The following is a 26,101-nucleotide window of genomic DNA, read 5'->3' on the forward strand; positions in this document are numbered from 1 at the left end:
GAATTGAACCATGCATCGATCATTGATGGATGCCGATTATCAGGAGCGAAAATTATCCGCGTCAAACACCAGGACATGGACGATTTGCGCCGAGTTGCGAAAGAAACAGTTGAAAGCGGTTTATACGAAAAAGTCATGTACATCACGGACGGAGTTTTCTCAATGGACGGTGATGTAGCGAAGCTTCCGGAAATCGTTGAAATTGCTGATGAGTTTGGTTTAATCACATATGTAGATGATGCTCACGGCTCAGGTGTAATGGGTAACGGTGCTGGTACAGTCAAGCATTTTGGCCTCTCAGACCGAATTGATCTACAGATTGGGACACTTTCAAAAGCGATTGGCGTCGTAGGCGGATATGTAGCAGGTACAGAGCAGCTGATTGACTGGCTGAAAGTCCGGGCACGTCCGTTCCTGTTTTCAACCTCATTGACTCCGGGAGATGCTGCTGGCTGTATCGAAGCGATCAATATCATGACCGAATCGACAGAAAAAGTTGAAAAGCTTTGGGAAAACGGAAGATATCTAAAAGAAGGCTTAAAGAAACTTGGTTTCGATATTGGCCATTCCGAAACGCCAATTACCCCATGCATCATAGGAAAAGAAGATCTTACCCAATTATTTTCGCGCAGGCTGATGGAAGAAGGCGTTTATGCAAAATCGATCACTTTCCCAACGGTTCCTAGAGGTACTGGCAGGGTTAGAAATATGCCTACTGCTGCGCATACCAAGGAAATGCTGGATGAGGTTCTGGCAGTCTATGAAAAAATAGGCAAAGAATTGTCTATTATTTAATCGTTTAAAATTTTACAAAGAATAACAGAATACTTGCATCAGTTGAAAATTGATAGAAGAAACCTTAGGAGGTCCCGTCACATGAAAAAAATTCTTATTACTGGCAGTCTAGGCCAAATCGGTTCCGAATTGACACACCGTCTCAGGGAAGTGTACGGAACAGAAAACGTTGTTGCAACAGACATCCGCCATATTGAAGGTAATCCAGTTATCGAAAACGGTACTTTTGAAATCCTTGATGTAATGGATTACGAAGCAATGCTAGGTCTTTGCAAAAAATATGAAGTTGACACCCTCATGCATCTTGCGGCCCTACTGTCGGCAGTTGGAGAAACAAAACCAAAATTCGCATGGGACCTGAATATGGGTGGCCTTATGAACGCCCTTGAAGTTTCCCGCGAGCTAAACCTGAAATTATTTATACCGAGCTCCATCGCTGCTTTCGGACCAGGAACACCGGCAGAAATGACACCTCAGGATACGGTTCAAAGGCCTACCACTATGTATGGTGTTACCAAGGTAGCCGGAGAATTGCTTTGCGACTACTATTTCACTAAATTCGGTGTAGACGCACGCGGAGTTAGATTCCCAGGTTTGATTTCGTACAAGACTCTTCCAGGTGGGGGAACAACCGACTATGCAGTAGATATTTACTATGAAGCACTTAAAAACAAGAAATATACATCTTTCATTGGCAAAGGAACCTATATGGACATGATGTATATGCCAGATGCAATCGAAGCAATCATTCAATTGATGGAGGCTGACCATTCACGATTGAAGCACCGCAATGCATTTAACATCACTGCGATGAGCTTTGATCCGGAACAAATTGCTGCATCGATTAAGAAATTCATTCCTGAATTTGAAATCTCATACGATGTTGATTCTGTACGACAAGGTATTGCAAACTCTTGGCCAAATAGCATTGATGCCTCTGCCGCACGTGAAGAATGGGATTTCAATCCACAATACGACCTGGATCGTATGACAAAAGATATGCTGGAAAATTTATCAGAGAAACTAGGCATTCCTTTTAGGGAGCTTGCATTAGCCTTTTAATTTCTGAAAACTTGGTAAAGGGAAGAATCTTCCCTCTACCAAACTATTATAATCCATTCATTGAAAAAAGACAATTGTATTTTTCGGGTGGACTGTTTCGTGGGAATTATGTTATTGTAAGTTATCCTTGCATAACAAAATATGAACAAAGGATGTATATGCATCTTGCTTTGACAATAAGCAGTACAGAGGGGGAAATGAAATGGCAAACAAGGAATTGAGTAGGGGCTTAAGTTCACGCCATATTCAAATGATTGCATTGGGCGGAACGATTGGTGTAGGTCTATTTATGGGATCTTCCAGCACAATAGGCTGGACGGGTCCATCCGTAATGTTAGCTTATGGAATTACAGGAATTTTTCTATATTTGATTATGCGCGCCATGGGCGAAATGCTCTATTTAGAACCAAGTACAGGTTCATTTGCAACATTTGGATATAAGTATATTCATCCACTAGCGGGATATATGACTGCCTGGAGCAACTGGTTCCAGTGGGTAGTTGTCGGCATGGCGGAAGTTATTGCAATCGGCACATATATGCAGTATTGGTTTCCAGATCTTCCTGCGTGGATTCCAGGCCTAATCGCAATGGTTATCCTTGGAGCGGCAAACTTTATTTCTGTTAAATCATTTGGTGAATTCGAATTTTGGTTTGCTTTGATTAAAGTAGTTACGATTGTATTGATGATTGTTGCAGGTTTCGGCCTGATTTTCTTCGGCTTTGGCAACGGAGGAGAAGCGACCGGACTATCAAACCTCTGGAAAAATGGCGGCTTCTTTACTGGCGGAGTTAAAGGGTTCCTCTTTGCCCTATCACTCGTTGTGGGTGCGTATCAAGGTGTAGAACTTATCGGTATTACAGCTGGTGAAGCGAAAGATCCTCAGAAAACGATAAGGAACGCGATTCAAAGTACAATCTGGCGTATCCTCGTGTTCTATATTGGCGCAATTTTTGTTATTGTCACAGTTTATCCATGGGATCAATTGTCTTCGATCGGAAGCCCGTTCGTAGCAACTTTTGCAAAAATCGGTATTACAGCTGCAGCCGGAATCATTAACTTTGTTGTTATCACCGCAGCGATGTCTGGCTGCAACAGCGGGATCTACAGCGCAGGGCGCATGCTTTATACTCTTGGAGTCAATGGACAAGCTCCAAAAGCGTTTGCGAAGGTTTCGAGTAACGGTGTGCCTTTATTCGGTACAATTGGCGTACTGATCGGACTTGGCGTTGGCGTTGTTTTAAGTTTTATTGCACCGGAAAAACTGTTTGTGTACGTCTATGCTTCAAGTGTTCTTCCAGGGATGGTTCCTTGGTTTGTCATTCTGATTAGCCAAATCAAGTTTAGGAAAGTCCATGCTGATAAAATGGCCAACCATCCATTCAAAATGCCATTTGCGCCTGTCACTAACTATGTGACAATTGCCTATCTGACAGCGGTTCTTGTTGGTATGTGGTTCAACGAAGACACACGTGTTTCACTAATCGCTGGTATCGTCTTCCTGGCTATTGTGGTAATCAGCTTTTATGCTTTTGGAATAAACAAGCGTGTGCCTGCAGAACTCCAAGCAGAAAATCTGACAGATAAGAAAGCAATGTAAACTTAAATATCAGAATAGGGACAATTTTTATAAATTGTCCCTATTTTTATTTGAAGGCTGGACACTAAGAAATCAAACGTAACAATTAAGTAGAGAATCTTAATCATAGAACCCAGGTGAAAACAATGAAATATCGATCAGCATTTGAAATCATTGGTCCGATTATGATTGGGCCTTCCAGTTCACATACTGCTGGTGCTGTCCGGATTGGCCGCGTTGCACGAACCCTGTTCGAGAGCCAGCCGAAGAGGGCCGTCCTCTCGCTTTACGGTTCATTTGCAAAAACGTATAAAGGACATGGAACTGACTTAGCTCTTGTTGCGGGCCTATTGGATTTTGATACGTTCGACGAGCGGATACCCGAGGCATTGAAAATAGCGGAACAAATAGGTATGGAGGTCATCTTTCAAGAGGAAGAAGCCATTACAGAACATCCAAACACAGTAAAGATTAATCTTTTTGCTGAAGATAAAGAGTTGGAGATCATTGGCATCTCCATTGGCGGAGGAGCCATTGAAATAACCGAAATCAACTCGTTCAAACTAAAATTATCGGGTGACCCCGCAATACTGGTCATTCATCATGACCGTTTTGGAGTAATCAGCTCGGTAACAACCATTTTTTCGCAAAATAAAATAAACATCGGCCATATGGAAGTGGCAAGGAAAGATAAAGGCGACACGGCAATCATGGTCATTGAAGCCGATGAAAAAATAGATGACCAGCTGGTAGGCGAGCTGCAAAAGCTAGATAATGTTTTAAGTGTAATCCGTATGGTTGAATAATAGTGTTTTCGGGCACTAAACATAAATGAATAGAAGATTCAGGGGGAAATGCTATGTTTCGTAATGTAGCTGAACTTGTTTCGCTGGCGGAACAACATCAGGTTAAAATAGCCGAAATCATGATCCGGCAGGAGATGGAAGTTACTGGCCTTTCCCGTGAAGTAGTGATTGCCAAAATGGATCAAAACCTGACGGTAATGGAACGGGCTATTGAACGGGGCTTAAATGGAGTAAAATCACGCACAGGACTCACAGGCGGAGATGCAGTATTGCTGCAAAACTATATTAAGAGCGGAAAATCCCTTTCGGGCACATTGCTGTTGGATGCGGTGAGCAAGGCGGTTGCCACGAATGAAGTCAATGCAGCAATGGGCATCATTTGTGCCACGCCAACTGCCGGTTCGGCTGGAGTTGTCCCGGGTACATTATTTGCGGTAAAGAATAAACTCAATCCAACTAGGCAGGAAATGATTGAATTTTTATTTACGGCAGCGGCATTTGGATTTGTCGTTGCAAACAATGCATCCATTTCTGGGGCTGCAGGTGGTTGCCAGGCAGAGGTAGGTTCGGCCTCAGGTATGGCAGCAGCTGCAATCGTTGAAATGGCTGGCGGTAAGCCAAAGCAATCAGCAGAAGCGATGGCCATCACCTTAAAAAATATGCTGGGTCTTGTTTGCGACCCGGTTGCTGGCCTAGTTGAAGTGCCTTGCGTGAAACGGAATGCAATGGGTGCATCGAATGCTTTAACAGCAGCCGATATGGCCCTTGCCGGGATAACCAGCAGGATTCCATGTGACGAAGTCATTGGAGCCATGTATGCCATAGGACAGACAATGCCGGCTTCTTTAAGGGAAACAGCCGAAGGCGGACTGGCGGCTACCTCGACCGGACGAAGGCTTGAAGCGGAAATCTTTGGCCAGCCAAAGGTAAAACTGATTGATTATTTAGTATAACTACTTCAAAAAGCTGCCCGTCATTCCAGGCAGCTTAATTTATTGGTATCTATGAAAGAGAAACGGAAAGTAAAAAGTTCCATTGCAGATTCCTTGAAAATCCTTTGTGTGTATGTCATCACTTCTTCGATTGAATCTCTAATCACTGAAGAAAACTGGAAGGTTTCGACCCGTTCATGGGAATTGAGAGTGAATTAGTAATAATGAAGCTTAATAATTAATTGTTTGGGAAGGAAATAACTTACCACAAAGTCTTTTTCGTGATGTAAATCACAAACTCTGTTTGTTAATTACACTATAATGATAGTAGAAACTACATATCAAGAAAAAGAGGGAATGAATGATGACCATGGCATTAGAACAGAAAAAAGTGAATGAGTTGGTTGACCGCTTTTATGATAAACTGCTAAAGGATTCCTACTATATTAACATGTTTAATGAAAGAAACACGGATATAGAACTTCTAAAAAATAGGCAAAGGGTATTTATAAATCGCTTAGTTTCTGAGGCATCTGCTCAGGAAGAAGGAAGCAAATATCACAGGTTAAAGAAAGTCACCCCTTTCAAATATCTCTAGAAAGGGCCGCAATATGGTTCGGCAAATTGAAAGAGACGATGGAAGAAATGGACCTAGATGTTCGTGTAAAGAAACATCTTATAGAGAAAGTCGATTTTTTGTTGAATAAGATTATATAATGCGCCCCCTAAAGTAATGAAAGCGCAAGGAATGATTCAGTTTCAATCGTCACTGCGCTTTCGTTCATTTCATCCTGCAATAATTCATCCACCTTACAATGAGCATCTCCGGGATAACCGCCTGTCCCCCGACCCTAAATTTGAACTGGAACTTGAATTTCGAATGTAATCTCATTTGGTTTATCTGTGATTGTAATATCGACGTGCATAATTTGCAGCGCATCGCCGGTTATGTGATATCCGGTTTCATCAAGATATTCCAATATCTTACTCAAACTTTCGCTTCGATTCCATAATAATTCCCCGTTATAACGAATACACGCAAATAACCCAGCAGGAACCGTCATTTGACACTGTTTTGGTATTTTTTCTTTATTTTTTGCCACTACAAAAATAATGGATGGTTCTTCAAATCGTTTCGCCCTAAGATCCGCTTCCTGGATGATAATACCTAGTCTATTACTAGCCAGAATTGGTGTCTTCTCGGTGAGCATATTCTCTAACCTTATAACACCATAACTGAGTTCCAAATTATTATTTATTTTTTCATTTAAGGTAATTAACTTCCTTCTTCCTATTTCGCGGAAAAACACCGATTGAAGTTCTTTTTCTTTCGCTACATGCTCCAAGTATCCAATTTTCCCCCGAATATTTTCCTCCAAGTCATGTAACTCGTTCAGTTTTGACACAAGTTCCGTATGCTTGGTTTTCAGAATATCCAAGGACTTATTAAAATTACGTTCATTAAAATAATCCTTTATTTCGTCCGTACTCATCCCAAGTTGCCGCAACTCTTTAATGGTCCCTAAAACTTCATATTGACAAATAGAATAGTAGCGATACCCCGAAACGGGATCGACATATTGAGGTTTGAATAGGTCAATCCGATCATAGTGGCGTAAGGTCTCCGTCGTTACCCCTCTTAACCGAGCCATTTCACCAATGGTTAATTTTTCCTTAATTTTCAGTGAAATCACCCCCCTAAAAAATATAATACACCTATTGACCTTTGTGTAACAACAAGGTTTACAATAAAAATACGAAATCTTCTAAATCATCTAAGAATTAAATTTATTAACACGGAGGGAGTTGAGTTATGAAACAGAAAGCGCTTGCAAGAACACTTACTTTATCACAGGTTGTTTTTTTAGGGATTGCATGGAATAACCCCATGGTGTTTTTTAATACCTATGGAATTGCTGCCGTTACCTCAAGAGGTGTTATTACGACTGCATACATTATTGCTTTTCTAGCAATACTTTTTACAGCTCTCAGCTATGGCAAGATGGCGAAAGCCTACCCGATCTCAGGTTCAGCCTATTCCTTTACGCAAAAATCTATTAATTCTGAGGTTGGGTTCATTGTCGGTTGGACGATTATGCTTGACTATATATTAACGCCTATGGTTACCTGCTTGATGTCCACTGTCTTTTTAAGTGCTGTATTTCCTGGAATCCCGCATTATGTGTGGGTAATTGTGTTGACTGCAAGCATCGTATCTCCGAGCATACTAGGTGTGGAGATCTCAGCAATAACGAGTAAAATTTTTGTTATTGCTCAAGTCATTTTTGTTTGCCTTTTCTGGATATTATCCTTCAAAAGTTTATCAGAAGGAGTAGGGGCGGGTAGTCTTTTCTCAATTAAGCCATTGTTTGATGCAGATGTTTCCTTGTCCGTTATCTTGGCAGGAGCTACCATTCTTTGCTTTAGTTTTCTTGGTTTTGACTCACTCACCACTTTATCAGAGGAAACAATCAATCCCGAAAAAACGATCCCAAGAGCCATTATCATCATGCTATTGTTTATCGGAGTTTTGTATATTGGCTCTTCTTACTTAGCACAATTGGTGCATCCGGGCATTTCATTCAAACATGCTGATTCTGCAGCCCTTGAAATTGCAGTGCTTATCGGAGGAAATTTATTTAAGTCCATTTTTATTACAGCAGTGATTATGGGTAATTTCTCTTCAGGAATCGCTTCAATCACTAGCGCATCGCGAGTGTTATATGCGATGGGACGAGATTCCGTATTACCCAAAAATATATTTGGATACATTCATCCTAAATTTAAAACACCGTCACTTGGCATCCTTGTGATTGGCGCAGTTTCTTTACTCGCAATTCCATTAACCCTAGAACAAGTTATTAAGTTTATCAATTTTGGAGCGTTAATTGCCTTTACATCGGTAAATCTGTCTGTTATCGCCCATTATTTTATCAGAAATCATAAGCGTTCTTTTATGGATTGCATTCGGTACCTATTATTACCACTCATTGGCGCAGCGTTTACGATATGGTTATGGTCGCATTTAGAAAGGGATGCGTTGATTCTCGGGGGCATCTGGATGGCATGCGGCTTGATTTATCTTGTCTATATGACGAAATGGTTCCGCCAACCACTTCCTGAGTTTCATTTTGATAAAGAATTGATTCCACAAAATGTACAAGACATTGATCGAGAGGTTATCCCTCAACAGGTAAGGTAAAAAATAATATACTGGAGGTTTGTAATTATGCTGAAGTTGAAAATGTTTATTAATGGTGAATGGATGGATTCATTAAGTGGAGAAAGGAGTTATGTTGTGAATCCTGCAAACGGTAAAAATATGGCTGAAGCTCCGAAAGGAAGTAGAGAAGAAGCCCAAATGGCGATTAATACTGCACGAACAGCTTTTGACTCCGGAATTTGGTCAGACTTACCGGCATCTGAACGTGCAACCTACTTATTTAAAATAGCGGATAAGATTGAAGAAAAGGCAGACGAGCTTAGCAAACTTGAAACTGAGAATACGGGAAAACCCCTTAAAGAATCAGAGTTTGATATTGCTGATACCGTGAATTGTTTCCGATACTATGCTGGGTTAGTGACAAAGCCAAATGGTCAAACGTATTCTGTTGCCGATCCTGTACAAGCCATGGTTATTCGGGAACCTGTCGGTGTATGCGGACTTATCGCTCCATGGAATTTTCCATTGTTGACGGGAGCTTGGAAAATAGCCCCTGCGCTTGCTGCGGGAAATACGCTTATATTTAAACCAGCTGAAATCACTCCTGTCACCACTTACAAATTATTTGAGATCATGGAAGAAGTGGGGATACCAGCTGGTGTTGCAAATCTAGTTTTAGGAGGTGGTTCAACAGTAGGAAATGAATTAGCGGAAAGCCAAAAGGTGGATTTGATTTCTTTTACAGGTAGTACAGCAACGGGTAGAAGCATCATGAATTCAGCAAAAGGAAATATTAAAAACCTTTCACTCGAACTAGGCGGCAAGTCGCCAAATATTGTTTTCGCTGACGCAGATTTTGAGACAGCCATCGATTATGCTTTGAATGGAATTTTTACCAATGCCGGCCAAGTATGTAATGCGGGATCCCGTTTACTGTTAGAAGAGAGCATTCATGATAAGTTCATTGCTAGATTGGTAGAAAGAGCGAAAAAGATTCAGGTTGGCCCTGGGGATGATTCGTCTACAGAGATGGGTCCGCTCGTAAGTGAAGACCATATGAAGAAGATCCATGAATATATTCAGATTGGCTTAGACGAAGGGGCTACATTAGCTTGCGGTGGCAATCGTATCACAAGCAACGGGCTAGAAAATGGTTATTTCTTTGAGCCAACAATATTTGTTGACACCAAACCTGACATGAGAATTGTTCAGGAAGAAATCTTTGGTCCAGTTCTTGTTGTTCAAAAGTTTAAAGATGAAGCGGAAGCAATCCAGCTGGCAAATGATACTTCATACGGGCTTGCAGCAGGTGTTTTTTCACAAGATGGCGCCAAAGCTTTGAGGGTTATTAAAAAAGTAAGAGCCGGAATTACGTATGTTAATGCTTATAACCTCGCCTATAATGAAGCACCGTGGGGAGGTTACAAGCAGAGCGGGATTGGCCGCGGGTTAGGAACCTTTGGCTTGGATACGTTTACTGAGGTAAAACAAATCAATATTAATTTAGATGTTAAGCCAACTGAATGGTTTAGCAATTAATTAAAAATATAAATTTTAAATTCGAAATATTCAAAAAATAAAGGAGGAATTTATTATGTTATGGGATTTTCATTTTAATCTGCCTACTTCTATAGAGTTTGGGAATGGGAAAGTAAAGAATATTGGGAAAAGGGCTAAAGAATTAGGTGGAAATAAAGCCCTCATTATTACCGATAAAGGACTTGCACAAACAGGAATTTTGGAAAAAATCACACAGTCTTTAGATCAAGAAGGTGTCAATTATATTGTTTATGATGAAATATCACCTAATCCAAAAGATGTAGATTGCGAGAGTGCTTATCAACAGTTTAAAAACGAGAACATCGATCTCTTAATTGGTCTTGGCGGCGGAAGTTCAATGGATACAGCCAAAGCAATTGGGACACTTTTTACACACGGAGGAGAGCTAAGAGAACGTTACGGCGTAGATTTACTAGAACGGGAAATCCCACCACTTATTTGTATTCCGACAACTTCAGGTACCGGTAGTGAAGTTACAAGAGGTTCTGTCATTACGGATACCGTGACGAAACAGAAGGAGGCGATACTAGATTTGAAAATCGCTCCTAAACTGGCACTTGTTGATCCTGAATTGACGTTAACATTGCCTAAATCGATTACAGCAGCTACAGGAATGGATGCACTCACACATGCAATTGAAGCTTATACCTGCAAAGTTGCTCAACCACTTTCAGATGCTTTGGGACTATATGCTATTGAATTAATAGCCAAATACCTTCCATTAGCAGTAGAAAATGGTCATGATTTAGAGGCTAGGAAAAATATGCTTTTGGGCAGTTTAGTTGCAGGTATTGCCTTTGATAACACGGATCTTGGGGCTGTACATGCGATGGCCGAACCACTTGGAGGACTCTATGATACTCCACATGGAGTGGCGAATTCTATTTTTCTTCCACATGTATTTGAATTTAATATTCCTTCAAATCCAGAAAAGCACGCCTTGGTAGCAATCAAGCTTGGGGCAAATCCTGACGGAAAAACAATTGAAGAAACGGCGTACGAAGGTGTTGTGCTGTTAAAAGAGTTGGCAAATAAAATCGGCATTCCTATCTTCCGAGATTTAGGCAATGTAAATCCAAAAGACTTCCCTTTCCTAGCCGAAGGAGCCTTTAAACATTTGTGTACACAGGCGAATTCAAGAGATTTGACAAAAGAAGACTATCTGAATTTATTTCAAAAGACTTATGAGGTGAAAACCACAACTTTAATTGAAAATTAATTGTGTATATAGAAGCAAAATTTAAAATCCTTGGTTAAGAACTGGCCCACCGGCAGAAAACTTTGCATTAGGAACAAGCGAGGATGAAAATCTAGAAGGAGGCAGCATGAATGTCTAATCGTGATGAAAAACAGTTTTTAAATTTACCTTTTACAGGCATTTGTACTTTTGGAAAATACCCAATATGTGCGAACCTGAACCAGCTTGACGCAGATGTGGCGGTCATCGGGGTGCCAAATGACATGGGTACACAATGGAAATCAGGAGCAAGAATGGGCCCTAGAGGAATCCGTGAAGGATCTACATTATATAGTTTCGGTCTGGATGGTGCTTATGATATTGAAAACGATATTATGTACCTTGGGCCTGAATGGAAAGTTGTCGACTGCGGGGATGTAGATATGGTACACGGGGATATTATGCAGTGCCATGAGAATACAGAAGAAGCAATCCGAAAAATTATTTCCAAAGGTGCAATGCCGGTTGTATTAGGCGGCGATCATTCCATCACAGCAGCAGTTGGAAAAGGACTAAAAGACATAGGTCCGTTTCATGTGATACAAATTGATGCCCATTTAGACTGGGCGGATCACCGCTCAGGAATGCGGTATGGTCACGGAAATTGCATTCGCCGCTTATCTGAGCTGGATCATGTCCAAAAAATATTTCAGTTTGGCATTCGCGGGATCAGCAGCAGCAAAAAAGAAGACGTCGAGGCAGCAAGAAAATATGGCAGCGTGATCCTATCACCTCGTCAGATGAGAAAGATGGGACTTAAGGAAGTGCTGGAGCTAATTCCTGCGGGTGAAAAATATTATGTAACGATTGATATTGACGGAATCGATCCGTCAATTGCACCTGGAACAGGTACACCATCTCCGGGCGGCTTCCTCTACGATGAGGTTAATGAATTGCTTGAAGGGATTTCCAAAAGAGGAGAAGTCATCGGGTTTGATTTAGTAGAAGTTGCCCCTCCATATGACCCAACGGGCATGACCGGACAAGTAGCAGCTCGTATTGTACTAGACTTACTAAGCTATGTATTAAAAGAAAAAGAGAAGAAAGAGAATAAAAATTACGGAAAAGAAAAAGAAGAAATGCTTTTTTAACTGGGATTAGTTCCTACCGGGATGAATGGATGTTAACAAAAAGAGAGGAACGCAAAGCGTTCCTCTCCTTATTTCTATAGATTCAAACCATATCATCGTTAAGGTAAATATTTAACTTACATAATGAAAACCACACCTCCATTTATACTGAAGACCATATTAGGAATTGAAGATGACAATCAGATTCGTCCATTAACAAAATGGATGGTGCCAGACACTTTCTATGTTTCTGTAAAATTTATAATAATATTTAAATTCAGAAAATTAATTTGACATCTTGATTTTGATAGACTAGTATTTATTTATATTCATACTAGCGGATGAATATTGTGGGAGAGTCTAAACGTATTGATTAGCACCGAAGGAGCAAGACCCAAAAATTGGGCTTAATCTCTCAGGTAAAAGGACCACAATAGGACGCGTCTCTGGAGAGCGCCATGTGCCACCAAAGGAGTTATACTCTCAGGTAAAAGGACAGAGGAAAATAGGGAAACGCCTATTTTTCTCTGTCCTTTTTTTGTAGAGAAAAATAGGACAAAAACAAAAAAAGGAGGAGTTAACACATTTCTTTTAGGTTTCCAATTGGGTTGATCAGTTAGATATTTATTTTTCGAAAAAAATGTAAGCGCTTATTTCTGCCGAATTGACTAAGGGTCAATTAAACTTTTATAGGGATATGAATTTGCAATTATTTGATTTTACGTAAGTAATAAATGATTTAAAGCCATCAAAAAATTGCAAACATCCTGGAAAGAGAGAGGGAATTCATATGCAGGAACAAAAATTGTCGCGAGGTTTAAAAAACAGGCACGTTCAACTTATCGCTATTGGTGGGGCTATCGGTACAGGATTATTTCTTGGAGCAGGTAAATCGATTCATTTAGCTGGTCCATCGATTTTATTTGCTTACTTGATTACCGGTATCATTTGCTTTTTAATCATGCGTGCACTAGGAGAACTGCTTTTATCCAATTTGAAATATCATTCTTTTGTTGACTTTGTTAGAGACTATTTAGGTAATATGGCAGCATTTATTACTGGCTGGACCTACTGGTTTTGCTGGATTTCAATCGCAATGGCCGATTTAACAGCAGTTGGTCTCTATACTCAGTTCTGGTTTCCAAGTGTACCACAGTGGATGCCAGGATTAATTGCACTAGTCGTTTTGCTAATCATGAACCTTGCAACCGTAAAGCTTTTTGGCGAAATGGAATTCTGGTTCGCATTAATTAAAGTCATTGCGATACTTGCATTAATTGTGATCGGAATTTTCATGATTATTAAAGGCTTTTCCACAAATTCAGGCGCATCCAGTTTCACGAATCTATGGAGCCACGGCGGCATGTTCCCAAATGGCATAAATGGCTTTATCCTCTCATTCCAGATGGTGGTGTTTGCGTTTGTTGGCATTGAACTTGTCGGACTAACTGCAGGTGAAACAGAAGACCCGGAAAGAGTTATCCCAAAAGCTATTAATAATATTCCTATTCGGGTATTAATTTTCTACATTGGCGCCCTTATTGTCATTATGAGTATTTATCCATGGAACGCCATCATCCCAACTGAAAGCCCATTTGTCCAAGTCTTCGTGGCGGTTGGTATCGCTGCAGCTGCTGGTATCGTCAATTTTGTCGTTCTAACATCTGCAGCTTCGGCATGTAACAGCGCCATTTTCAGTACAAGCCGGATGATATACTCACTTGCCAAAGATAAAAATGCACCTGTACCATTTGCAAAACTTACTTCTCGTCAAGTACCTTCCAATGCATTGTTCTTTTCCACTGTTGTCATTCTACTTGCCGTTATATTGAACTATGTAATGCCAGAAGGAGTATTTACGCTGATTACAAGTATTTCTACAGTATGTTTCATCTTTATATGGGGAATAACTGTCATCAGCCATTTGAAATACCGGAAAACCAGACCAGATCTAGCTAAAGTGAACAAATTTAAATTGCCGCTTTATCCATTTTCCAATTACTTAATCCTGGCCTTCCTAGCGTTCGTGCTAGTCGTACTTGCACTTGCGGAAGACACTCGTGTTGCCTTGTTCGTCACACCTGTTTGGTTTATCATGCTGATTGCGATTTATAAGATGATGATAAAGAAGGTGGATTATGCAGATCAGGAGAATCAACAAAAAGTAGCAGAAAATTAAGTGGCAACTCAAAAATATATTCTTTATTAATAAATTATGTTTCCGCTTTCAAAAAAGCTTGACTTCGATTCCCTTAACTATTATTCTGAAAATAATAAAAATTAAATAAGCGGAAGATGGTTGTGGGAGAGTGCAAGATTACACGCCACCGAAGGAGCAAGTTCCAAAAAGACCCTTGGAACAAATCTCTCAGGTAGATGGAACCACAATTGGACGCAACTCTGGAGAGCGCGTATACAGTATACGCCACCAAAGGGGAAGGTTCATAAACGAACTTAAACTCTCAGGTAAAAGGACAGAGAAGGGTAGAAGAAAGCTTTGTGCTACCCTTTTCTGTCCTTTTTTGCGTGCAAAAAAAAGTATTGTTTCGCTTCAGACTTTATCTTGGGAATAAACAGATAAAATCTTCGAGGTTAAACACAGATAGAGGTAGCTAAAACATCGAATCAAGGGGGAAACGGGATGAGTTTACAACAAAATGATTTAACTATTTTTGAAGCCATTCAAAAAGAGCAGCATCGTCAGCTTCAAACATTGGAGTTGATCGCATCTGAAAACTTCGTAAGCCAAGATGTTTTAGAGGCAATGGGAAGTGTGATGACGAACAAATACGCAGAAGGCTATCCAGGGAAGCGTTACTATGGCGGATGTGAATTTGTCGATGTGGCAGAACAAACAGCTATTGACCGGCTAACTCAGCTGTTTGGTGCTAAATATGCCAATGTTCAGCCACACTCAGGTGCACAAGCAAATTTTGCTGTCTTTTTCGCACTGCTTCAACCTGGTGATAAAGTGATGGGGATGAACCTCTCACATGGCGGGCACTTAACGCATGGAAGTCCTGTTAGTGTTTCAGGAAAATGGTTTGAGGTAGCGTCCTATGGTGTGAGAGAAGATACTCAATTGATTGATTATGATGAACTGGAAGCGATCGCGAAAAAAGAAAAACCGAAATTAATCATTGCCGGTACAAGTGCTTATCCTAGAACAATTGATTTTGCACGGTTCAGACAAATTGCTGATCAAGTTGGCGCAAAATTCATGGTAGATATGGCGCATATTGCGGGACTTGTTGCAGCTGGTCTTCATCCATCACCGGTTCCATATGCCGATGTTGTAACGAGCACCACGCATAAAACGTTGAGAGGACCGCGCGGCGGCATTATTTTAACAAATGATGAAGCGATGATAAAAGCCATTAATAAATCGGTGTTCCCAGGGATTCAAGGCGGCCCGCTCATGCATATTATTGCAGCTAAGGCAGTTGCATTCAACGAAGCATTACAGCCAAGCTTTAAGGATTATGCGAAACAAATCATTGAAAATGCTGCAACATTAGGAAAAACATTAAAAAATCAAGGTGCAGCCCTTGTTTCTGGTGGAACAGATAATCATATTGTCCTTTTAGATTTACGTCCGTGGAATTTAACTGGCAAAGAAGCAGAAAAATTATTAGAAGAAGCGGGCATTACCGTCAATAAAAATACGATTCCATATGATCCAGAAAAGCCGTTTGTTACGAGCGGTATCCGCATCGGAACAGCGGCTTTAACGACACGTGGTATGAAGCAGGATGAAATGGTGAAAATCGGGGAAATAATCGCAGCTGTTCTGAAGAGCAAAGGGGACAAAGTCGTTCTTGAGAAAGCAAAAGAAACAACCAAAGCGATTTGTGGTGCCTATCCGTTATTTCAACAGGCAATCACAGTGTAAGAAGGGGGCATGAGGATGGAATTTCAGAGTTGTTTTGACATTATTGGCCCTATTATGGTGGGACCGTCGAGTTCTCATACAGCAGGTGTCGTATCTATCGGAAAGTTTATTTATGAACTGTTAGGAGATTGTCCACAAGAGGTCAAGATTGTATTTTATGATTCCTTTGCTGAAACCTATCAAGGACATGGAACAGATAAAGCACTTCTTGGAGGATTGCTTGGGATGGATACCGATGATACACGCATAAAACATTCATTAGAGTGGGCAAAAGAGGTTGGCATGCAGTTCCATTTCGAATTTGAAGACATCTGTGAGTACTATGACCATCCGAATACAACAATGGTAACAGTGAAACACGGTGACCGTGTTGTAAAGGTTGGCGGTGCATCACTTGGTGGCGGCTTATCGAAGATCTTTATGATTAACGAGAAAAAGGTAGATATTCGTTTAAGTGCAGGCGATGACTTTACAGTCCTTGCGAGTACTTATCAACCAAGAGGGAAAGCACTTATGGAGGCAATATGATGAAGATACAGTCCATGAAAGAGCTGATTGAAGCTTGTGAAAGAGAACAAAAAACCATTGGTGAAATCATGCTGATGATGGAAATAGAAAAATCAGGAAGAGACCAAGAAACCATTATTAGCATGATGGAAGAGCGCTTGATCAAAATGAAAGAAGCCGTTGATAGCGGTATAAAAGATGCCTCAACCGCACCGAGTGGAATTTCTGGCGGAGATGCCGTGAAAATGTATGATTACGTACTTCAAGGGAAATCTCTGTCAGGAAATTATGTGAGCAATGCAATGAGCTTTTCATTGGCAACTTCTGAAAGCAATGCACGGATGGGGGTTATTGTTGCCACTCCAACTGCTGGGGCAGCCGGTATATTGCCTGGAGTATTGTTTTCGCTTCATAAAAATGATGGCACACCCTATAAAGATTTAGTCATGGGTTTGTTCACAGCAAGTATGCTCGGGTTCGTCATTGCCAACCGTTCCTTCATTTCGGGAGCAGCTGGAGGCTGTCAAGCAGAGGTAGGATCTGCAACAGCCATGGCCGCAGGAACCATCGTTGAATTAAAAGGGGGCACGCCGCAGCAAGCTGTGAATGCGACAGCCATTGCCATGAAGTCACTCTTAGGATTAGTATGTGATCCAGTCGCAGGACTTGTTGAAGTGCCTTGCATAAAGCGAAACGTGATTGGAACCTCCATCGCATTTTCAGCGGCTGATATGTCGCTTGCTGGGATTGAAAGTCGCATTCCATGTGATGAAGTGATTGAAGCGATGTATAGGATCGGAAAAGATATGCCGCGGACACTTCGGGAAACAGCGCTTGGAGGTCTAGCAATAACAGAAACAGGTAAACAGGTGAAGGAACGACTATTTTGTAAGAAATCTTAACTAGGGGGTCTATCAATGGGGATCGAAACAGCATTAAAGCAAACACCACTTTTTGAAGTTTATGGAAAGTTTGGTGCGAAGGTCATTGATTTTGGAGGCTGGGCACTGCCAGTACAGTTTTCCAGCATTTTAGATGAGCATGAGGTGGTTCGTACAAAAGCAGGACTTTTTGATGTCTCTCATATGGGTGAAGTGCTTGTTGAAGGCAAAGATGCAGAGAGTTACATCAACTACCTTGTCACGAACGATGTAACAAAGCTTAGCATCAATCAAGCACAGTATACTGCAATGTGCTATCCAGACGGTGGTACGGTCGATGATTTATTAGTGTACAAATTAGCGAATGAAAAATATTTGCTTGTCATTAATGCCGCAAATATTGAAAAAGATTTCGAATGGATGAAGCAGCATGTAAATGAAGAGATGACGCTAAAAAATATTTCGAATAACATTGCTCAGATTGCCATCCAGGGTCCAAAGGCTGAAGGTATTTTACAAAAGTTAACGGAAACAGATCTATCAGAAATTGGCTCATTTAAATTTATTCAACATGTCAACCTGAACGGGGTTACAGATGTGCTCATATCCCGTACAGGTTATACAGGTGAAGATGGTTTTGAGCTTTATTTAGAAGCCACTCAAGCGGAAGCACTTTGGGTAAAGATTTTAGAAGTAGGAAGTGATGATGGCTTAAAGCCATGTGGACTTGGTGCACGTGACACGCTTCGTCTAGAAGCACGTCTTGCACTCTATGGTCAAGAGCTATTAAGTGATATTAGTCCCCTTGAAGCTGGAATCGGCTTTGCCGTTAAAACGAAAAAAGAAAGTGATTTTATTGGTAAATCCGCACTATCAGCACAAAAAGAAGCCGGATTAAAACGAAAATTAGTAGGAATTGAAGTCACAGGCCGGGGAATTCCACGTCACGGTTATAAAGTAGTTTCCGAAGGTGGAGAGGCTATCGGTGTTGTGACATCGGGAACCCAATCACCATCTTTAAAGAAAAGCATTGGCCTTGCACTAATAGCAGCAGAACATGCAGAAGTGGGGACACCATTAAAAGTGGAAATCCGAAATAAGCAGATTGATGCGGTTGTTGTTAAAACACCGTTCTATAAAAAGGGTTAATAGAGTGATAGAGTTCTCTGGTTAACTTGCATAAAGATGATAGGCATGCCGTCTGTTACGCAAACTTACATGAAATCAAGACCTGAATGATCAAACTTGAATTTACAATCGGAAGGAAGAGAAACAATGACTAAAGCGGCAGCAACTTTACTATATAGCAAAGAACATGAGTGGGTATTACAAGTAGATGGAAATCGAGTACGTATTGGAATCTCTGATTTTGCACAAAAGCAATTAGGAGATATTGTTTTTGTTGAAACCTTAGAAGTGGATGATGAAGTAACAGCGAATGAATCAATGGGTACCATCGAATCAGTAAAAGCAGTATCTGACCTATACTCTCCTGTATCAGGGACGGTTGTTACTGTAAACGTGGAGTTAGGAGATGCTCCTGAGACGATTAACGAACATCCATTTGAAGCAGGTTGGTTAGTAGAAGTGGAAATGTCCAATCCTGAAGAATTGGAATCACTTTTAAATGAAGATGCGTACCAAGCATTTATTAATGAAGGAGAGGAATAAAATGACTTCCACTTATCGATACCTCCCTGATACGAAACAAGATCAAGAGGAAATGCTTTCTTTTTTAAATATTTCTTCGATAGATGAGTTATTTGAAGATATTCCAGCTGAAATTCAACTAAACGGTGACCTACCTATTCCTGAGGCAGTACCAGAGCCTCTCCTCTTGAAAAAAATGAATCAACTTGCTGCTAAAAATAAAAATGCTAATCATTACCCAACCTTTCTTGGTGCAGGAACCTATGATCACTATATTCCAAGTGTGGTCAATCATATGATTTCACGGTCAGAATTTTACACAGCCTATACACCATACCAACCGGAAATCAGCCAAGGTGAATTACAGGCAATTTTTGAATTTCAAACCATGGTTTGTGAGCTGACAGGAATGGATGTGGCCAATTCTTCGATGTACGATGGCTTTACCTCTCTTGCCGAAGCTGCATCACTTGCTGTTGCATCAACACGACGTTCCAAAGTACTTGTGTCAAAGGCAGTTCATCCTGAATCACGTGCCATCTTAAATACGGTAGCAGATGGCCAAGGTTATATAGTTGAAGACGTCAATCTTACTGATGATGAGACAAGCTTAGTGCAGCTGCAAGGACAAATTGATAAAAACACTGCTGCTGTTATTGTTCAATACCCAAACTTTTTCGGTTCCATTGAGGATCTAGCAGATATTAAGAATATCGCGGATACAAAAGGAGCGCTTTTAATTGTAAGCGCCAATCCATTGGCACTGGCACTCTTACAGGCTCCTGGTAAACTTGGAGCTGACATTGTGATCGGGGATATGCAGCCATTAGGAATCCCGATGTCCTTCGGTGGTCCACACTGCGGTTATTTTTCGGTAACTAAGAAATTCATGCGGAAAATCCCTGGACGAATTGTCGGGCAAACGACAGATGAAAAAGGCCAACGTGGATTTGTTTTAACCCTGCAAGCACGTGAGCAACATATTCGTCGTGATAAGGCATCATCCAATATTTGTTCAAACCAAGCATTAAATGCACTTGCTTCTGCGGTTTGTATGACTGCACTTGGAAAGCAAGGAATTCGTCATATGGCTCAACTAAACTTTGAAAAAGCCGATTACATGGCAAAATCTCTCGATAAAAAAGGCTTTACCATTATGAATAAAGTCCCATTCTTTAATGAATTTGTTGTCAAGCTTCCTCGCCCGGTAAAGGAAGTCAATGCCAAACTTCTTGAGGCAGGTATCATCGGTGGCTTTGATTTAGGAACGGATTACGGCTTAGAAAATCAAATGCTACTAGCAGTAACAGAGCAGCGGACAAAAGAAGAGATTGACCAATTTATCGAGGTATTGGAGGCAGTTGTAAATGGTTGAATATAATGACCTAATTTTTGAAATCAGTCGTCAAGGACGTGTTGGATCAAGCCTTCCGGAAAGTGACGTTGATCCTGTTGATCTAAATGATAAACTTCCCAAGCATTTGATTCGTGACCTACCAGCAGAACTCCCGGAAGTATCAGAGTTGCAGCTTGTTCGCCATTACACAGCGCTTTCGAATAAAAACCATGGGATCGATAATGGCTTCTATCCACTTGGTTCTTGTACGATGAAGTACAATCCGAAAATTAATGAAGATGTAGCACGTTTGGAAGGTTTTAGCCGCATTCATCCATACCAGCCAACTGAAACAGTACAAGGCGCACTAGAGGTCTTATATGAATTACAGGAAGAGTTAGCTGTAATCACAGGAATGGATGCAGTGACTTTACAGCCTTCAGCAGGAGCTCAAGGTGAATGGACAGGGTTAATGATGGTCAAAGCCTATCATAAGCAAAAAGGAGAGGCAAGAACGAAAGTCCTTGTTCCAGACTCCGCACACGGAACAAACCCTGCAAGTGCATCGGTTGCCGGTTTTGAAACCATAACGATTCCATCCAATGAACATGGGTTAGTCGACTTAGAAGAATTAAAGAAGCATGTAGATGATCATACAGCTGCTCTGATGCTAACAAATCCAAATACTCTCGGCTTATTTGAAAAAGAAATAATAGAAATTGCTAAGGTTGTTCATAAAGCAGGCGGCCTACTATACTATGATGGAGCCAATGCTAACGCCATCTTAGGGAAAACAACTCCAGGCCAAATGGGCTTTGACATCGTGCATTTAAATCTTCATAAAACATTTACAACACCACATGGCGGGGGCGGTCCAGGTGCAGGTCCTGTCGGTGTGAAAGAGAAATTGATTCCGTTTTTACCAGTGCCGCGTGTTGAGAAAGTGAATGAGGTATATGTTCTGGACTTTAACCAACCGCTTTCTATTGGTCGAGTGAAAGGTTATTATGGAAACTTCGGTATTCTTTTACGTGCTTACACCTATATTCGCACAATGGGACCTGAAGGGTTGCGACAAGTATCGGAAAGTGCCGTACTTCATGCGAATTATCTGCGCAAAAAACTCGAACCATATTTTGATGCACCGTATTCGCAAATTTGTAAGCATGAATTTGTGTTATCTGGATCAAGACAGAAAAAGCTTGGTGTAAGAACACTTGATATGGCCAAACGTTTGCTTGATTTTGGCTATCATCCACCTACCATCTACTTCCCGCTAAATGTAGAGGAATGTTTGATGATTGAACCAACAGAAACAGAGTCAAAAGAAACACTGGATGCTTTTGCGGATGTAATGATTCAAATTGCAAAAGAAGTGGAAGAAAATCCAGGTGTCGTATTAGATGCACCACATACTACGGTAATTGGCCGATTGGATGAAGTACAGGCCGCAAGACAACCAATCTTGCGATATACAAAAGAAACAGCGGTAAAAAAAGAAACCGTCATGTCTTAAAAGAATGTTTAACCATGAACCACTGGGAGTGAGGATTAAGAGAAAATGAATTTTCTCACGATGTCATTCTCGGTGGTTTGAAATAAACCTGACTGTTTATAGGGGTGAAAGATAGATATGTCTATTGACTATGTCCGCAAACCAGAATGGCTAAAAATAAAATTGAATACGAATGAAGAGTATACTGGTTTAAAAAAAATGATGCGTGAAAAAAAGCTACATACGGTCTGCGAGGAAGCGAAATGCCCAAACATTCATGAATGCTGGGCTGTACGCAAAACTGCAACCTTTATGATTTTAGGAAGTATATGCACCCGTGCCTGCCGATTCTGTGCGGTTCAAACAGGGCTGCCGACAGAACTTGATTGGGATGAGCCAGAGCGTGTTGCGGAGTCAGTGGAAAAAATGGGACTAAAGCATGTCGTGATTACCGCTGTTGCTCGTGATGATTTAAAAGATGGTGGAGCTCGGGTTTTTGCAGAAACAGTACAGGCAGTAAGACGCCGCAATCCATTTTGCAGCATTGAAGTCCTCCCGTCCGATATGAAGGGTGAATATGACAACTTAAAAACATTAATGGATGCCGGGCCAGACATTTTAAATCACAATATTGAGACAGTGAAACGTTTGTCACCAAAAATTCGTGCACGGGCAACATACGAACGCTCCCTTGAGTTTTTAAGACGCGCAAAAGAAATGAATGCTACTATTCCAACAAAATCAAGCATTATGATTGGTCTAGGAGAAACAAAAGAAGAAATTATCGAAACGATGGACGATCTTCGTGCTAACAATGTAGATATTATGACAATCGGTCAATATTTGCAGCCAACCAAACATCATTTAAAAGTCCAAAAATATTGGAGCCCACAAGAGTTTGAAGAACTAAAAATCATTGCCATGTCAAAAGGCTTTAGTCACTGCGAAGCCGGTCCGCTCGTTCGCTCCTCTTATCACGCTGACGAACAGGTTCATGCAGCAAAAGCGAATGCGTAATCATTTAAAATAAGGGGAGAGAGGTCCGCCTATGATAAAAATGACAAAAGAAGCCATGCACAAGCTAAAGGAAATGGTAGTCAATGGAGACCAGACTCCCCGGATTGACGCCGAAGTGGCTGGCGGATGTGGGATGACGGTTAAGTTTTCAATTGTATTTGATGAACCACGACGTAACGATTTTATTATTGAGGCGGATGGGATTCAGATTCGGATGGATCGTTTTACAAAACGCTATATTAATGAAGAAACAGAAATCGATTATAGTGACGAACACGGTTTTCTAGTTGGAGAAAGCTTTGCCTCTAGTGAATGTGCAATTGAAATACTTTAATAGGAACATGGTTGATGTGTAATACTGAAAGGATTTTTTGAGCTGTTTTATGATGATATTAAACTATTTAACCAAGTTTTCCTATAGATATGATTAAATATTTTTATAAGAGGAGAATCGAAGATGACAAAAGAATATGATGTTGTTATTATAGGCGGTGGAACAGGCGGATACGTTGCGGCCATTCGTGCTTCACAATTAGGTTTAAAAGCGGCGGTAATTGAAAAAGGAAAAATCGGTGGAACATGCCTACATGCTGGTTGTATCCCTAGTAAGGCTTTATTGAGAAGTGCAGAAGTGTACGCTCAAACAAAAAATGTAGAGAAGTTTGGTGTCATTGCCCCAGAGGTTGGACTTGATTTCTCAAAGGTACAGGCTCGAAAAGTAGAAATTACGGAACGGTTATTTAAAGGTGTCCAACATTTAATGAAAAAAGGAAAGATCGATGTTTATGAAGGGAAAGGAAGCATCTTAGCATCTAAAGATGTACTAGTGGAATTGAACAATCATGAAGAGGAAATCATCTTAACCCCCCGGTATATTTTAATTGCAACGGGCTCTCGTCCAAGAACACTTCATGGCATGGAAGTAGATGAAAAGTATGTGATGACTTCGGATGAAGCCTTGAAAATGGAGGCGCTTCCAAATTCTATTATCATTGTTGGGGGAGGAGTGATTGGAATCGAATGGGCATCGATGCTCGTGGACTTCGGATTACAAGTAACAGTAATTGAATATGCCGATCGTATATTACCAACAGAAGATCAAGAGGTATCAAAGGAAATCCAGCGTTTAATGAAGAAAAAAGGTGTGAAAATCGTCACTAGTGCAAAGGTGCTGCCTGAGACCCTTGAAAAAGGTGAGGGTGTTTCGATAAAGGCGGAGTATAAAGGAAAAGAAACGCCATTTTCTGCTGATAAACTTTTAGTATCCGTCGGGAGATTACCAAATACAGAAGGCTTTGGGCTTGAAAATACTACCATTGATTTGAATCGTGATTTTATTAAAACCAATGAGTTTTATCAAACGAATGAATCGAACATCTACGCCATTGGTGATGTAATTGGCGGCTTGCAGCTTGCCCATGTTGCTTCACATGAAGGAATGATCGCCATTGAACATATGGCAGGGGAAAATCCTGCACCACTTGATTCGACTCTTGTTTCAAAATGTGTATACAGCAGCCCAGAAGTAGCAAGTGTTGGACTCACAGAAGAAGAAGCAAAGGGGAAAGGATATCAAGTGAAAACTGGTAAATTTTCATTCCGTGCAATTGGAAAGGCTTTGGTTTTTGGTGAATCAGATGGTTTTGTCAAACTTGTTGTTGAAGAAGGATCTAATAAGTTGTTAGGAGCCCATATGGTAGGTCCGCATGTAACGGATATGATTACAGAAGTAGGCCTCGCTCGTGTATTAAACGCAACCGCCATGGATATTGCTCATACGATCCATCCCCACCCGACATTGGCTGAAGCAATTGGTGAAGCCGCACTTGCCGTAGATGGAAAAGCAATTCATGGATAATACAACATTTATTTTACCCCTAAGGATGGTGGAAGAGCAATGAACACAAAGGTAAAGCTGAACCGTGCAAAATTATTAATTTCTTGTCCAGAAAGGCCAGGGATTATCTCGACAGTAACGAATTTTTTATTAGAACACAAAGCAAATATTGTTCATTTTGACCAACATACAACTGATCCACAAGCAGGTATATTCTTTATGCGGATCGAGTTTGATTTGGAAGAATTTAATTCTACATATGAAAAACTTGAAAAAGATCTACATGATTTGGCGCAGGATTATGCGTTGGATTGGCAGTTGAGCAGTAATGAAAGAAGAAAGCGAATGGCCATCTTTGTTTCCAAAGCAGATCACTGTCTCAGCGAGCTTATTTGGCGGTGGAAATCTAATGAAATTCCTGTGGATATCCCAATGGTGATCAGTAATCATGCCGATTTAAAAGAATTAGTTGAGGGTTATGGCATCCCTTTTTATCATATCCCACTGTCACAAGCAACGAAAGGAGATGCCGAACAGAAAGCATTAGAACTGTTGAAAGGGAAAGTAGATTTTATTGTTCTGGCCAGGTATATGCAAATTCTTTCTCCTAATTTCATTTCGCTTTATCCTAAACAAATCATTAACATCCATCACTCTTTCTTACCAGCTTTTGTTGGGGCAAATCCTTATGTAAGAGCGTTTAACCGAGGAGTGAAGTTAATAGGAGCAACTGCACATTATGTAACAAATGATCTTGATGAAGGACCAATTATTGAACAAGATGTACAGCGGATTAATCATCGCTATACAGTAGCGGATTTAAAGACTGCCGGACGTCATGTCGAAAAAAGAGTTCTCGCCGAAGCCGTTTCCTGGCATGTTGAAGATAAAGTACTTGTTCATGGTAATAAAACGATTGTATTTGCCTGAGTTGATTTCATAGATGGGATATTGGTTGAATTTCGGAACCACATGTTAACGAAGATCATAGGAGATGAGGCTAATGGCAGGAAATGAACATGTACTGGACTTGATTCATATCGTTTTAGCTATTCTTTGGATATGGATGTTTCTTCAAAATAAACGAAAGCGTACGTTAAACTACATACATATCATGCTCCTGCTTTTTGCCGTGGGTATATTACTTAATTCACTAGTGAAGTGGTCATAAAGGCTTACCTTCCATATGTTGGGGCAGTATCAAACTTAAAAATGATCAATTTTAAGAGTGTTAGGTAAATCCTTTGATTCGGGGATATGCCTAGCAATTTTCTATTGATGT

23 protein-coding genes, 1 pseudogene and 2 riboswitches (1 of these 26 only partly in view) are annotated in these 26,101 nt (G+C 40.7%); of the genes and pseudogenes, 23 read left to right on the top strand and 1 reads right to left on the bottom strand.

The annotated features are described in order from the left end of the window. The 6 genes and pseudogenes from V7137_RS05265 to V7137_RS05290 form a co-directional block, all read left to right on the top strand. Positions 1 to 795: pseudogene (locus tag V7137_RS05265) on the top strand (glycine C-acetyltransferase); its annotated part reaches 346 nt to the left of the window's first position; the annotation flags it as partial. 81 nt (positions 796 to 876) lie between these two features. Further along, a complete protein-coding gene (locus V7137_RS05270) occupies positions 877 to 1,857 on the top strand; it encodes an L-threonine 3-dehydrogenase (RefSeq protein ID WP_335697082.1) in 981 nt (326 codons plus the stop codon). A gap of 202 nt (positions 1,858 to 2,059) precedes the next feature. After that, positions 2,060 to 3,457, top strand: a complete 1,398-nt coding sequence (locus tag V7137_RS05275; RefSeq protein WP_335697083.1) for an amino acid permease — start codon at positions 2,060 to 2,062, stop codon at positions 3,455 to 3,457. A gap of 125 nt (positions 3,458 to 3,582) precedes the next feature. After that, positions 3,583 to 4,242, top strand: coding sequence for an L-serine ammonia-lyase, iron-sulfur-dependent subunit beta (sdaAB, locus tag V7137_RS05280; RefSeq protein ID WP_335697084.1), 660 nt, complete (start codon positions 3,583 to 3,585; stop codon positions 4,240 to 4,242). A gap of 53 nt (positions 4,243 to 4,295) precedes the next feature. After that, entirely contained in the window at positions 4,296 to 5,195 is a 900-nt protein-coding gene (gene sdaAA / locus V7137_RS05285) for an L-serine ammonia-lyase, iron-sulfur-dependent, subunit alpha (RefSeq protein ID WP_335697085.1), read from the top strand. A gap of 343 nt (positions 5,196 to 5,538) precedes the next feature. Further along, a complete protein-coding gene (locus tag V7137_RS05290; protein WP_335697086.1) occupies positions 5,539 to 5,772 on the top strand; it encodes a protoglobin domain-containing protein in 234 nt (77 codons plus the stop codon). Between the two features lie 253 nt (positions 5,773 to 6,025). On the opposite strand, the gene V7137_RS05295 is transcribed toward V7137_RS05290, so the two are convergent. Further along, positions 6,026 to 6,868, bottom strand: a complete 843-nt coding sequence (locus V7137_RS05295) for a MerR family transcriptional regulator (protein ID WP_335697087.1) — start codon at positions 6,866 to 6,868, stop codon at positions 6,026 to 6,028. A gap of 119 nt (positions 6,869 to 6,987) precedes the next feature. Here V7137_RS05295 and V7137_RS05300 point away from each other — a divergent pair, with 119 nt between their 5' ends. From V7137_RS05300 to V7137_RS05380, 17 genes are all read left to right on the top strand, one after another. Beyond that, positions 6,988 to 8,376 carry an APC family permease gene (locus V7137_RS05300; RefSeq protein ID WP_335697088.1) on the top strand — a complete coding sequence of 463 codons (1,389 nt, stop codon included), beginning with the start codon at positions 6,988 to 6,990 and terminating at the stop codon, positions 8,374 to 8,376. A 27-nt stretch (positions 8,377 to 8,403) separates the two neighbouring features. Further along, positions 8,404 to 9,876 (top strand): aldehyde dehydrogenase family protein, encoded by a 1,473-nt coding sequence (locus tag V7137_RS05305; RefSeq protein WP_335697089.1) that lies wholly within the window; start codon positions 8,404 to 8,406, stop codon positions 9,874 to 9,876. Positions 9,877 to 9,931: 55 nt separating this feature from the next. Continuing rightward, positions 9,932 to 11,116, top strand: coding sequence for an iron-containing alcohol dehydrogenase (locus tag V7137_RS05310; protein WP_335697090.1), 1,185 nt, complete (start codon positions 9,932 to 9,934; stop codon positions 11,114 to 11,116). Between the two features lie 110 nt (positions 11,117 to 11,226). Beyond that, positions 11,227 to 12,225 (top strand): agmatinase, encoded by a 999-nt coding sequence (gene speB / locus V7137_RS05315; protein ID WP_335697091.1) that lies wholly within the window; start codon positions 11,227 to 11,229, stop codon positions 12,223 to 12,225. A 320-nt stretch (positions 12,226 to 12,545) separates the two neighbouring features. Further along, positions 12,546 to 12,645, top strand: a riboswitch (glycine riboswitch). 349 nt (positions 12,646 to 12,994) lie between these two features. After that, complete coding sequence (locus V7137_RS05320; protein WP_335697092.1) at positions 12,995 to 14,383, top strand: amino acid permease; 1,389 nt, start codon at positions 12,995 to 12,997, stop codon at positions 14,381 to 14,383. Between the two features lie 211 nt (positions 14,384 to 14,594). Beyond that, positions 14,595 to 14,692, top strand: a riboswitch (glycine riboswitch). Positions 14,693 to 14,845: 153 nt separating this feature from the next. After that, on the top strand, positions 14,846 to 16,096 hold the full coding sequence (gene glyA, locus V7137_RS05325) for a serine hydroxymethyltransferase (protein WP_335697093.1): 1,251 nt from the start codon (positions 14,846 to 14,848) through the stop codon (positions 16,094 to 16,096). Between the two features lie 15 nt (positions 16,097 to 16,111). Further along, positions 16,112 to 16,624, top strand: coding sequence for a serine dehydratase beta chain (locus tag V7137_RS05330; protein ID WP_335697094.1), 513 nt, complete (start codon positions 16,112 to 16,114; stop codon positions 16,622 to 16,624). Next, positions 16,624 to 17,505 carry an L-serine ammonia-lyase, iron-sulfur-dependent, subunit alpha gene (sdaAA, locus tag V7137_RS05335; protein WP_335697095.1) on the top strand — a complete coding sequence of 294 codons (882 nt, stop codon included), beginning with the start codon at positions 16,624 to 16,626 and terminating at the stop codon, positions 17,503 to 17,505. The genes V7137_RS05330 and sdaAA (V7137_RS05335) overlap by 1 nt, the downstream gene beginning before the upstream one ends. A 15-nt stretch (positions 17,506 to 17,520) precedes the next feature. Continuing rightward, positions 17,521 to 18,633, top strand: a complete 1,113-nt coding sequence (gene gcvT, locus V7137_RS05340) for a glycine cleavage system aminomethyltransferase GcvT (protein WP_335697096.1) — start codon at positions 17,521 to 17,523, stop codon at positions 18,631 to 18,633. Positions 18,634 to 18,759: 126 nt separating this feature from the next. Further along, positions 18,760 to 19,155, top strand: coding sequence for a glycine cleavage system protein GcvH (gene gcvH, locus V7137_RS05345; RefSeq protein WP_335697097.1), 396 nt, complete (start codon positions 18,760 to 18,762; stop codon positions 19,153 to 19,155). A 1-nt stretch (position 19,156) separates the two neighbouring features. After that, on the top strand, positions 19,157 to 20,509 hold the full coding sequence (gene gcvPA / locus V7137_RS05350; RefSeq protein ID WP_335697098.1) for an aminomethyl-transferring glycine dehydrogenase subunit GcvPA: 1,353 nt from the start codon (positions 19,157 to 19,159) through the stop codon (positions 20,507 to 20,509). Then, a complete protein-coding gene (gene gcvPB, locus V7137_RS05355) occupies positions 20,502 to 21,986 on the top strand; it encodes an aminomethyl-transferring glycine dehydrogenase subunit GcvPB (protein WP_335697099.1) in 1,485 nt (494 codons plus the stop codon). The genes gcvPA and gcvPB overlap by 8 nt, the downstream gene beginning before the upstream one ends. A gap of 117 nt (positions 21,987 to 22,103) precedes the next feature. Beyond that, positions 22,104 to 22,982 (top strand): lipoyl synthase, encoded by an 879-nt coding sequence (gene lipA, locus V7137_RS05360; RefSeq protein ID WP_335697100.1) that lies wholly within the window; start codon positions 22,104 to 22,106, stop codon positions 22,980 to 22,982. 31 nt (positions 22,983 to 23,013) lie between these two features. After that, the gene (locus V7137_RS05365; protein WP_335697101.1) at positions 23,014 to 23,316 is read left to right on the top strand and encodes an iron-sulfur cluster biosynthesis family protein; all 303 of its coding nucleotides are present in this window, start codon (positions 23,014 to 23,016) and stop codon (positions 23,314 to 23,316) included. A gap of 123 nt (positions 23,317 to 23,439) precedes the next feature. Further along, the gene (gene lpdA, locus V7137_RS05370) at positions 23,440 to 24,840 is read left to right on the top strand and encodes a dihydrolipoyl dehydrogenase (RefSeq protein ID WP_335697102.1); all 1,401 of its coding nucleotides are present in this window, start codon (positions 23,440 to 23,442) and stop codon (positions 24,838 to 24,840) included. Between the two features lie 39 nt (positions 24,841 to 24,879). Then, the gene (purU, locus tag V7137_RS05375) at positions 24,880 to 25,749 is read left to right on the top strand and encodes a formyltetrahydrofolate deformylase (protein ID WP_335697103.1); all 870 of its coding nucleotides are present in this window, start codon (positions 24,880 to 24,882) and stop codon (positions 25,747 to 25,749) included. Between the two features lie 73 nt (positions 25,750 to 25,822). After that, entirely contained in the window at positions 25,823 to 25,990 is a 168-nt protein-coding gene (locus V7137_RS05380) for a hypothetical protein (protein ID WP_335697104.1), read from the top strand. Positions 25,991 to 26,101 lie beyond the last annotated feature (111 nt).

Source organism: Neobacillus drentensis (genome assembly GCF_036962765.1).
Classification (GTDB): domain Bacteria; phylum Bacillota; class Bacilli; order Bacillales; family Cytobacillaceae; genus Neobacillus; species Neobacillus drentensis_C.

Excerpts from the sequence above, each read along its gene's own strand:
- V7137_RS05270 (WP_335697082.1), top strand. The coding sequence starts at position 877 with ATGAAAAAAATTCTTATTACTGGCAGTCTAGGCCAAATCGGTTCCGAA.
- V7137_RS05305 (WP_335697089.1), top strand. The coding sequence starts at position 8,404 with ATGCTGAAGTTGAAAATGTTTATTAATGGTGAATGGATGGATTCATTA.
- V7137_RS05320 (WP_335697092.1), top strand. The coding sequence starts at position 12,995 with ATGCAGGAACAAAAATTGTCGCGAGGTTTAAAAAACAGGCACGTTCAA.
- sdaAA (WP_335697085.1), top strand. The coding sequence starts at position 4,296 with ATGTTTCGTAATGTAGCTGAACTTGTTTCGCTGGCGGAACAACATCAG.
- V7137_RS05310 (WP_335697090.1), top strand. The coding sequence starts at position 9,932 with ATGTTATGGGATTTTCATTTTAATCTGCCTACTTCTATAGAGTTTGGG.
- V7137_RS05290 (WP_335697086.1), top strand. The coding sequence starts at position 5,539 with ATGACCATGGCATTAGAACAGAAAAAAGTGAATGAGTTGGTTGACCGC.
- gcvH (WP_335697097.1), top strand. The coding sequence starts at position 18,760 with ATGACTAAAGCGGCAGCAACTTTACTATATAGCAAAGAACATGAGTGG.
- gcvT (WP_335697096.1), top strand. The coding sequence starts at position 17,521 with ATGGGGATCGAAACAGCATTAAAGCAAACACCACTTTTTGAAGTTTAT.
- V7137_RS05380 (WP_335697104.1), top strand. The coding sequence starts at position 25,823 with ATGGCAGGAAATGAACATGTACTGGACTTGATTCATATCGTTTTAGCT.
- gcvPA (WP_335697098.1), top strand. The coding sequence starts at position 19,157 with ATGACTTCCACTTATCGATACCTCCCTGATACGAAACAAGATCAAGAG.
- lpdA (WP_335697102.1), top strand. The coding sequence starts at position 23,440 with ATGACAAAAGAATATGATGTTGTTATTATAGGCGGTGGAACAGGCGGA.
- V7137_RS05365 (WP_335697101.1), top strand. The coding sequence starts at position 23,014 with ATGATAAAAATGACAAAAGAAGCCATGCACAAGCTAAAGGAAATGGTA.
- speB (WP_335697091.1), top strand. The coding sequence starts at position 11,227 with ATGTCTAATCGTGATGAAAAACAGTTTTTAAATTTACCTTTTACAGGC.
- gcvPB (WP_335697099.1), top strand. The coding sequence starts at position 20,502 with ATGGTTGAATATAATGACCTAATTTTTGAAATCAGTCGTCAAGGACGT.
- purU (WP_335697103.1), top strand. The coding sequence starts at position 24,880 with ATGAACACAAAGGTAAAGCTGAACCGTGCAAAATTATTAATTTCTTGT.
- sdaAB (WP_335697084.1), top strand. The coding sequence starts at position 3,583 with ATGAAATATCGATCAGCATTTGAAATCATTGGTCCGATTATGATTGGG.
- V7137_RS05330 (WP_335697094.1), top strand. The coding sequence starts at position 16,112 with ATGGAATTTCAGAGTTGTTTTGACATTATTGGCCCTATTATGGTGGGA.
- V7137_RS05275 (WP_335697083.1), top strand. The coding sequence starts at position 2,060 with ATGGCAAACAAGGAATTGAGTAGGGGCTTAAGTTCACGCCATATTCAA.
- V7137_RS05300 (WP_335697088.1), top strand. The coding sequence starts at position 6,988 with ATGAAACAGAAAGCGCTTGCAAGAACACTTACTTTATCACAGGTTGTT.
- lipA (WP_335697100.1), top strand. The coding sequence starts at position 22,104 with ATGTCTATTGACTATGTCCGCAAACCAGAATGGCTAAAAATAAAATTG.
- sdaAA (WP_335697095.1), top strand. The coding sequence starts at position 16,624 with ATGAAGATACAGTCCATGAAAGAGCTGATTGAAGCTTGTGAAAGAGAA.
- glyA (WP_335697093.1), top strand. The coding sequence starts at position 14,846 with ATGAGTTTACAACAAAATGATTTAACTATTTTTGAAGCCATTCAAAAA.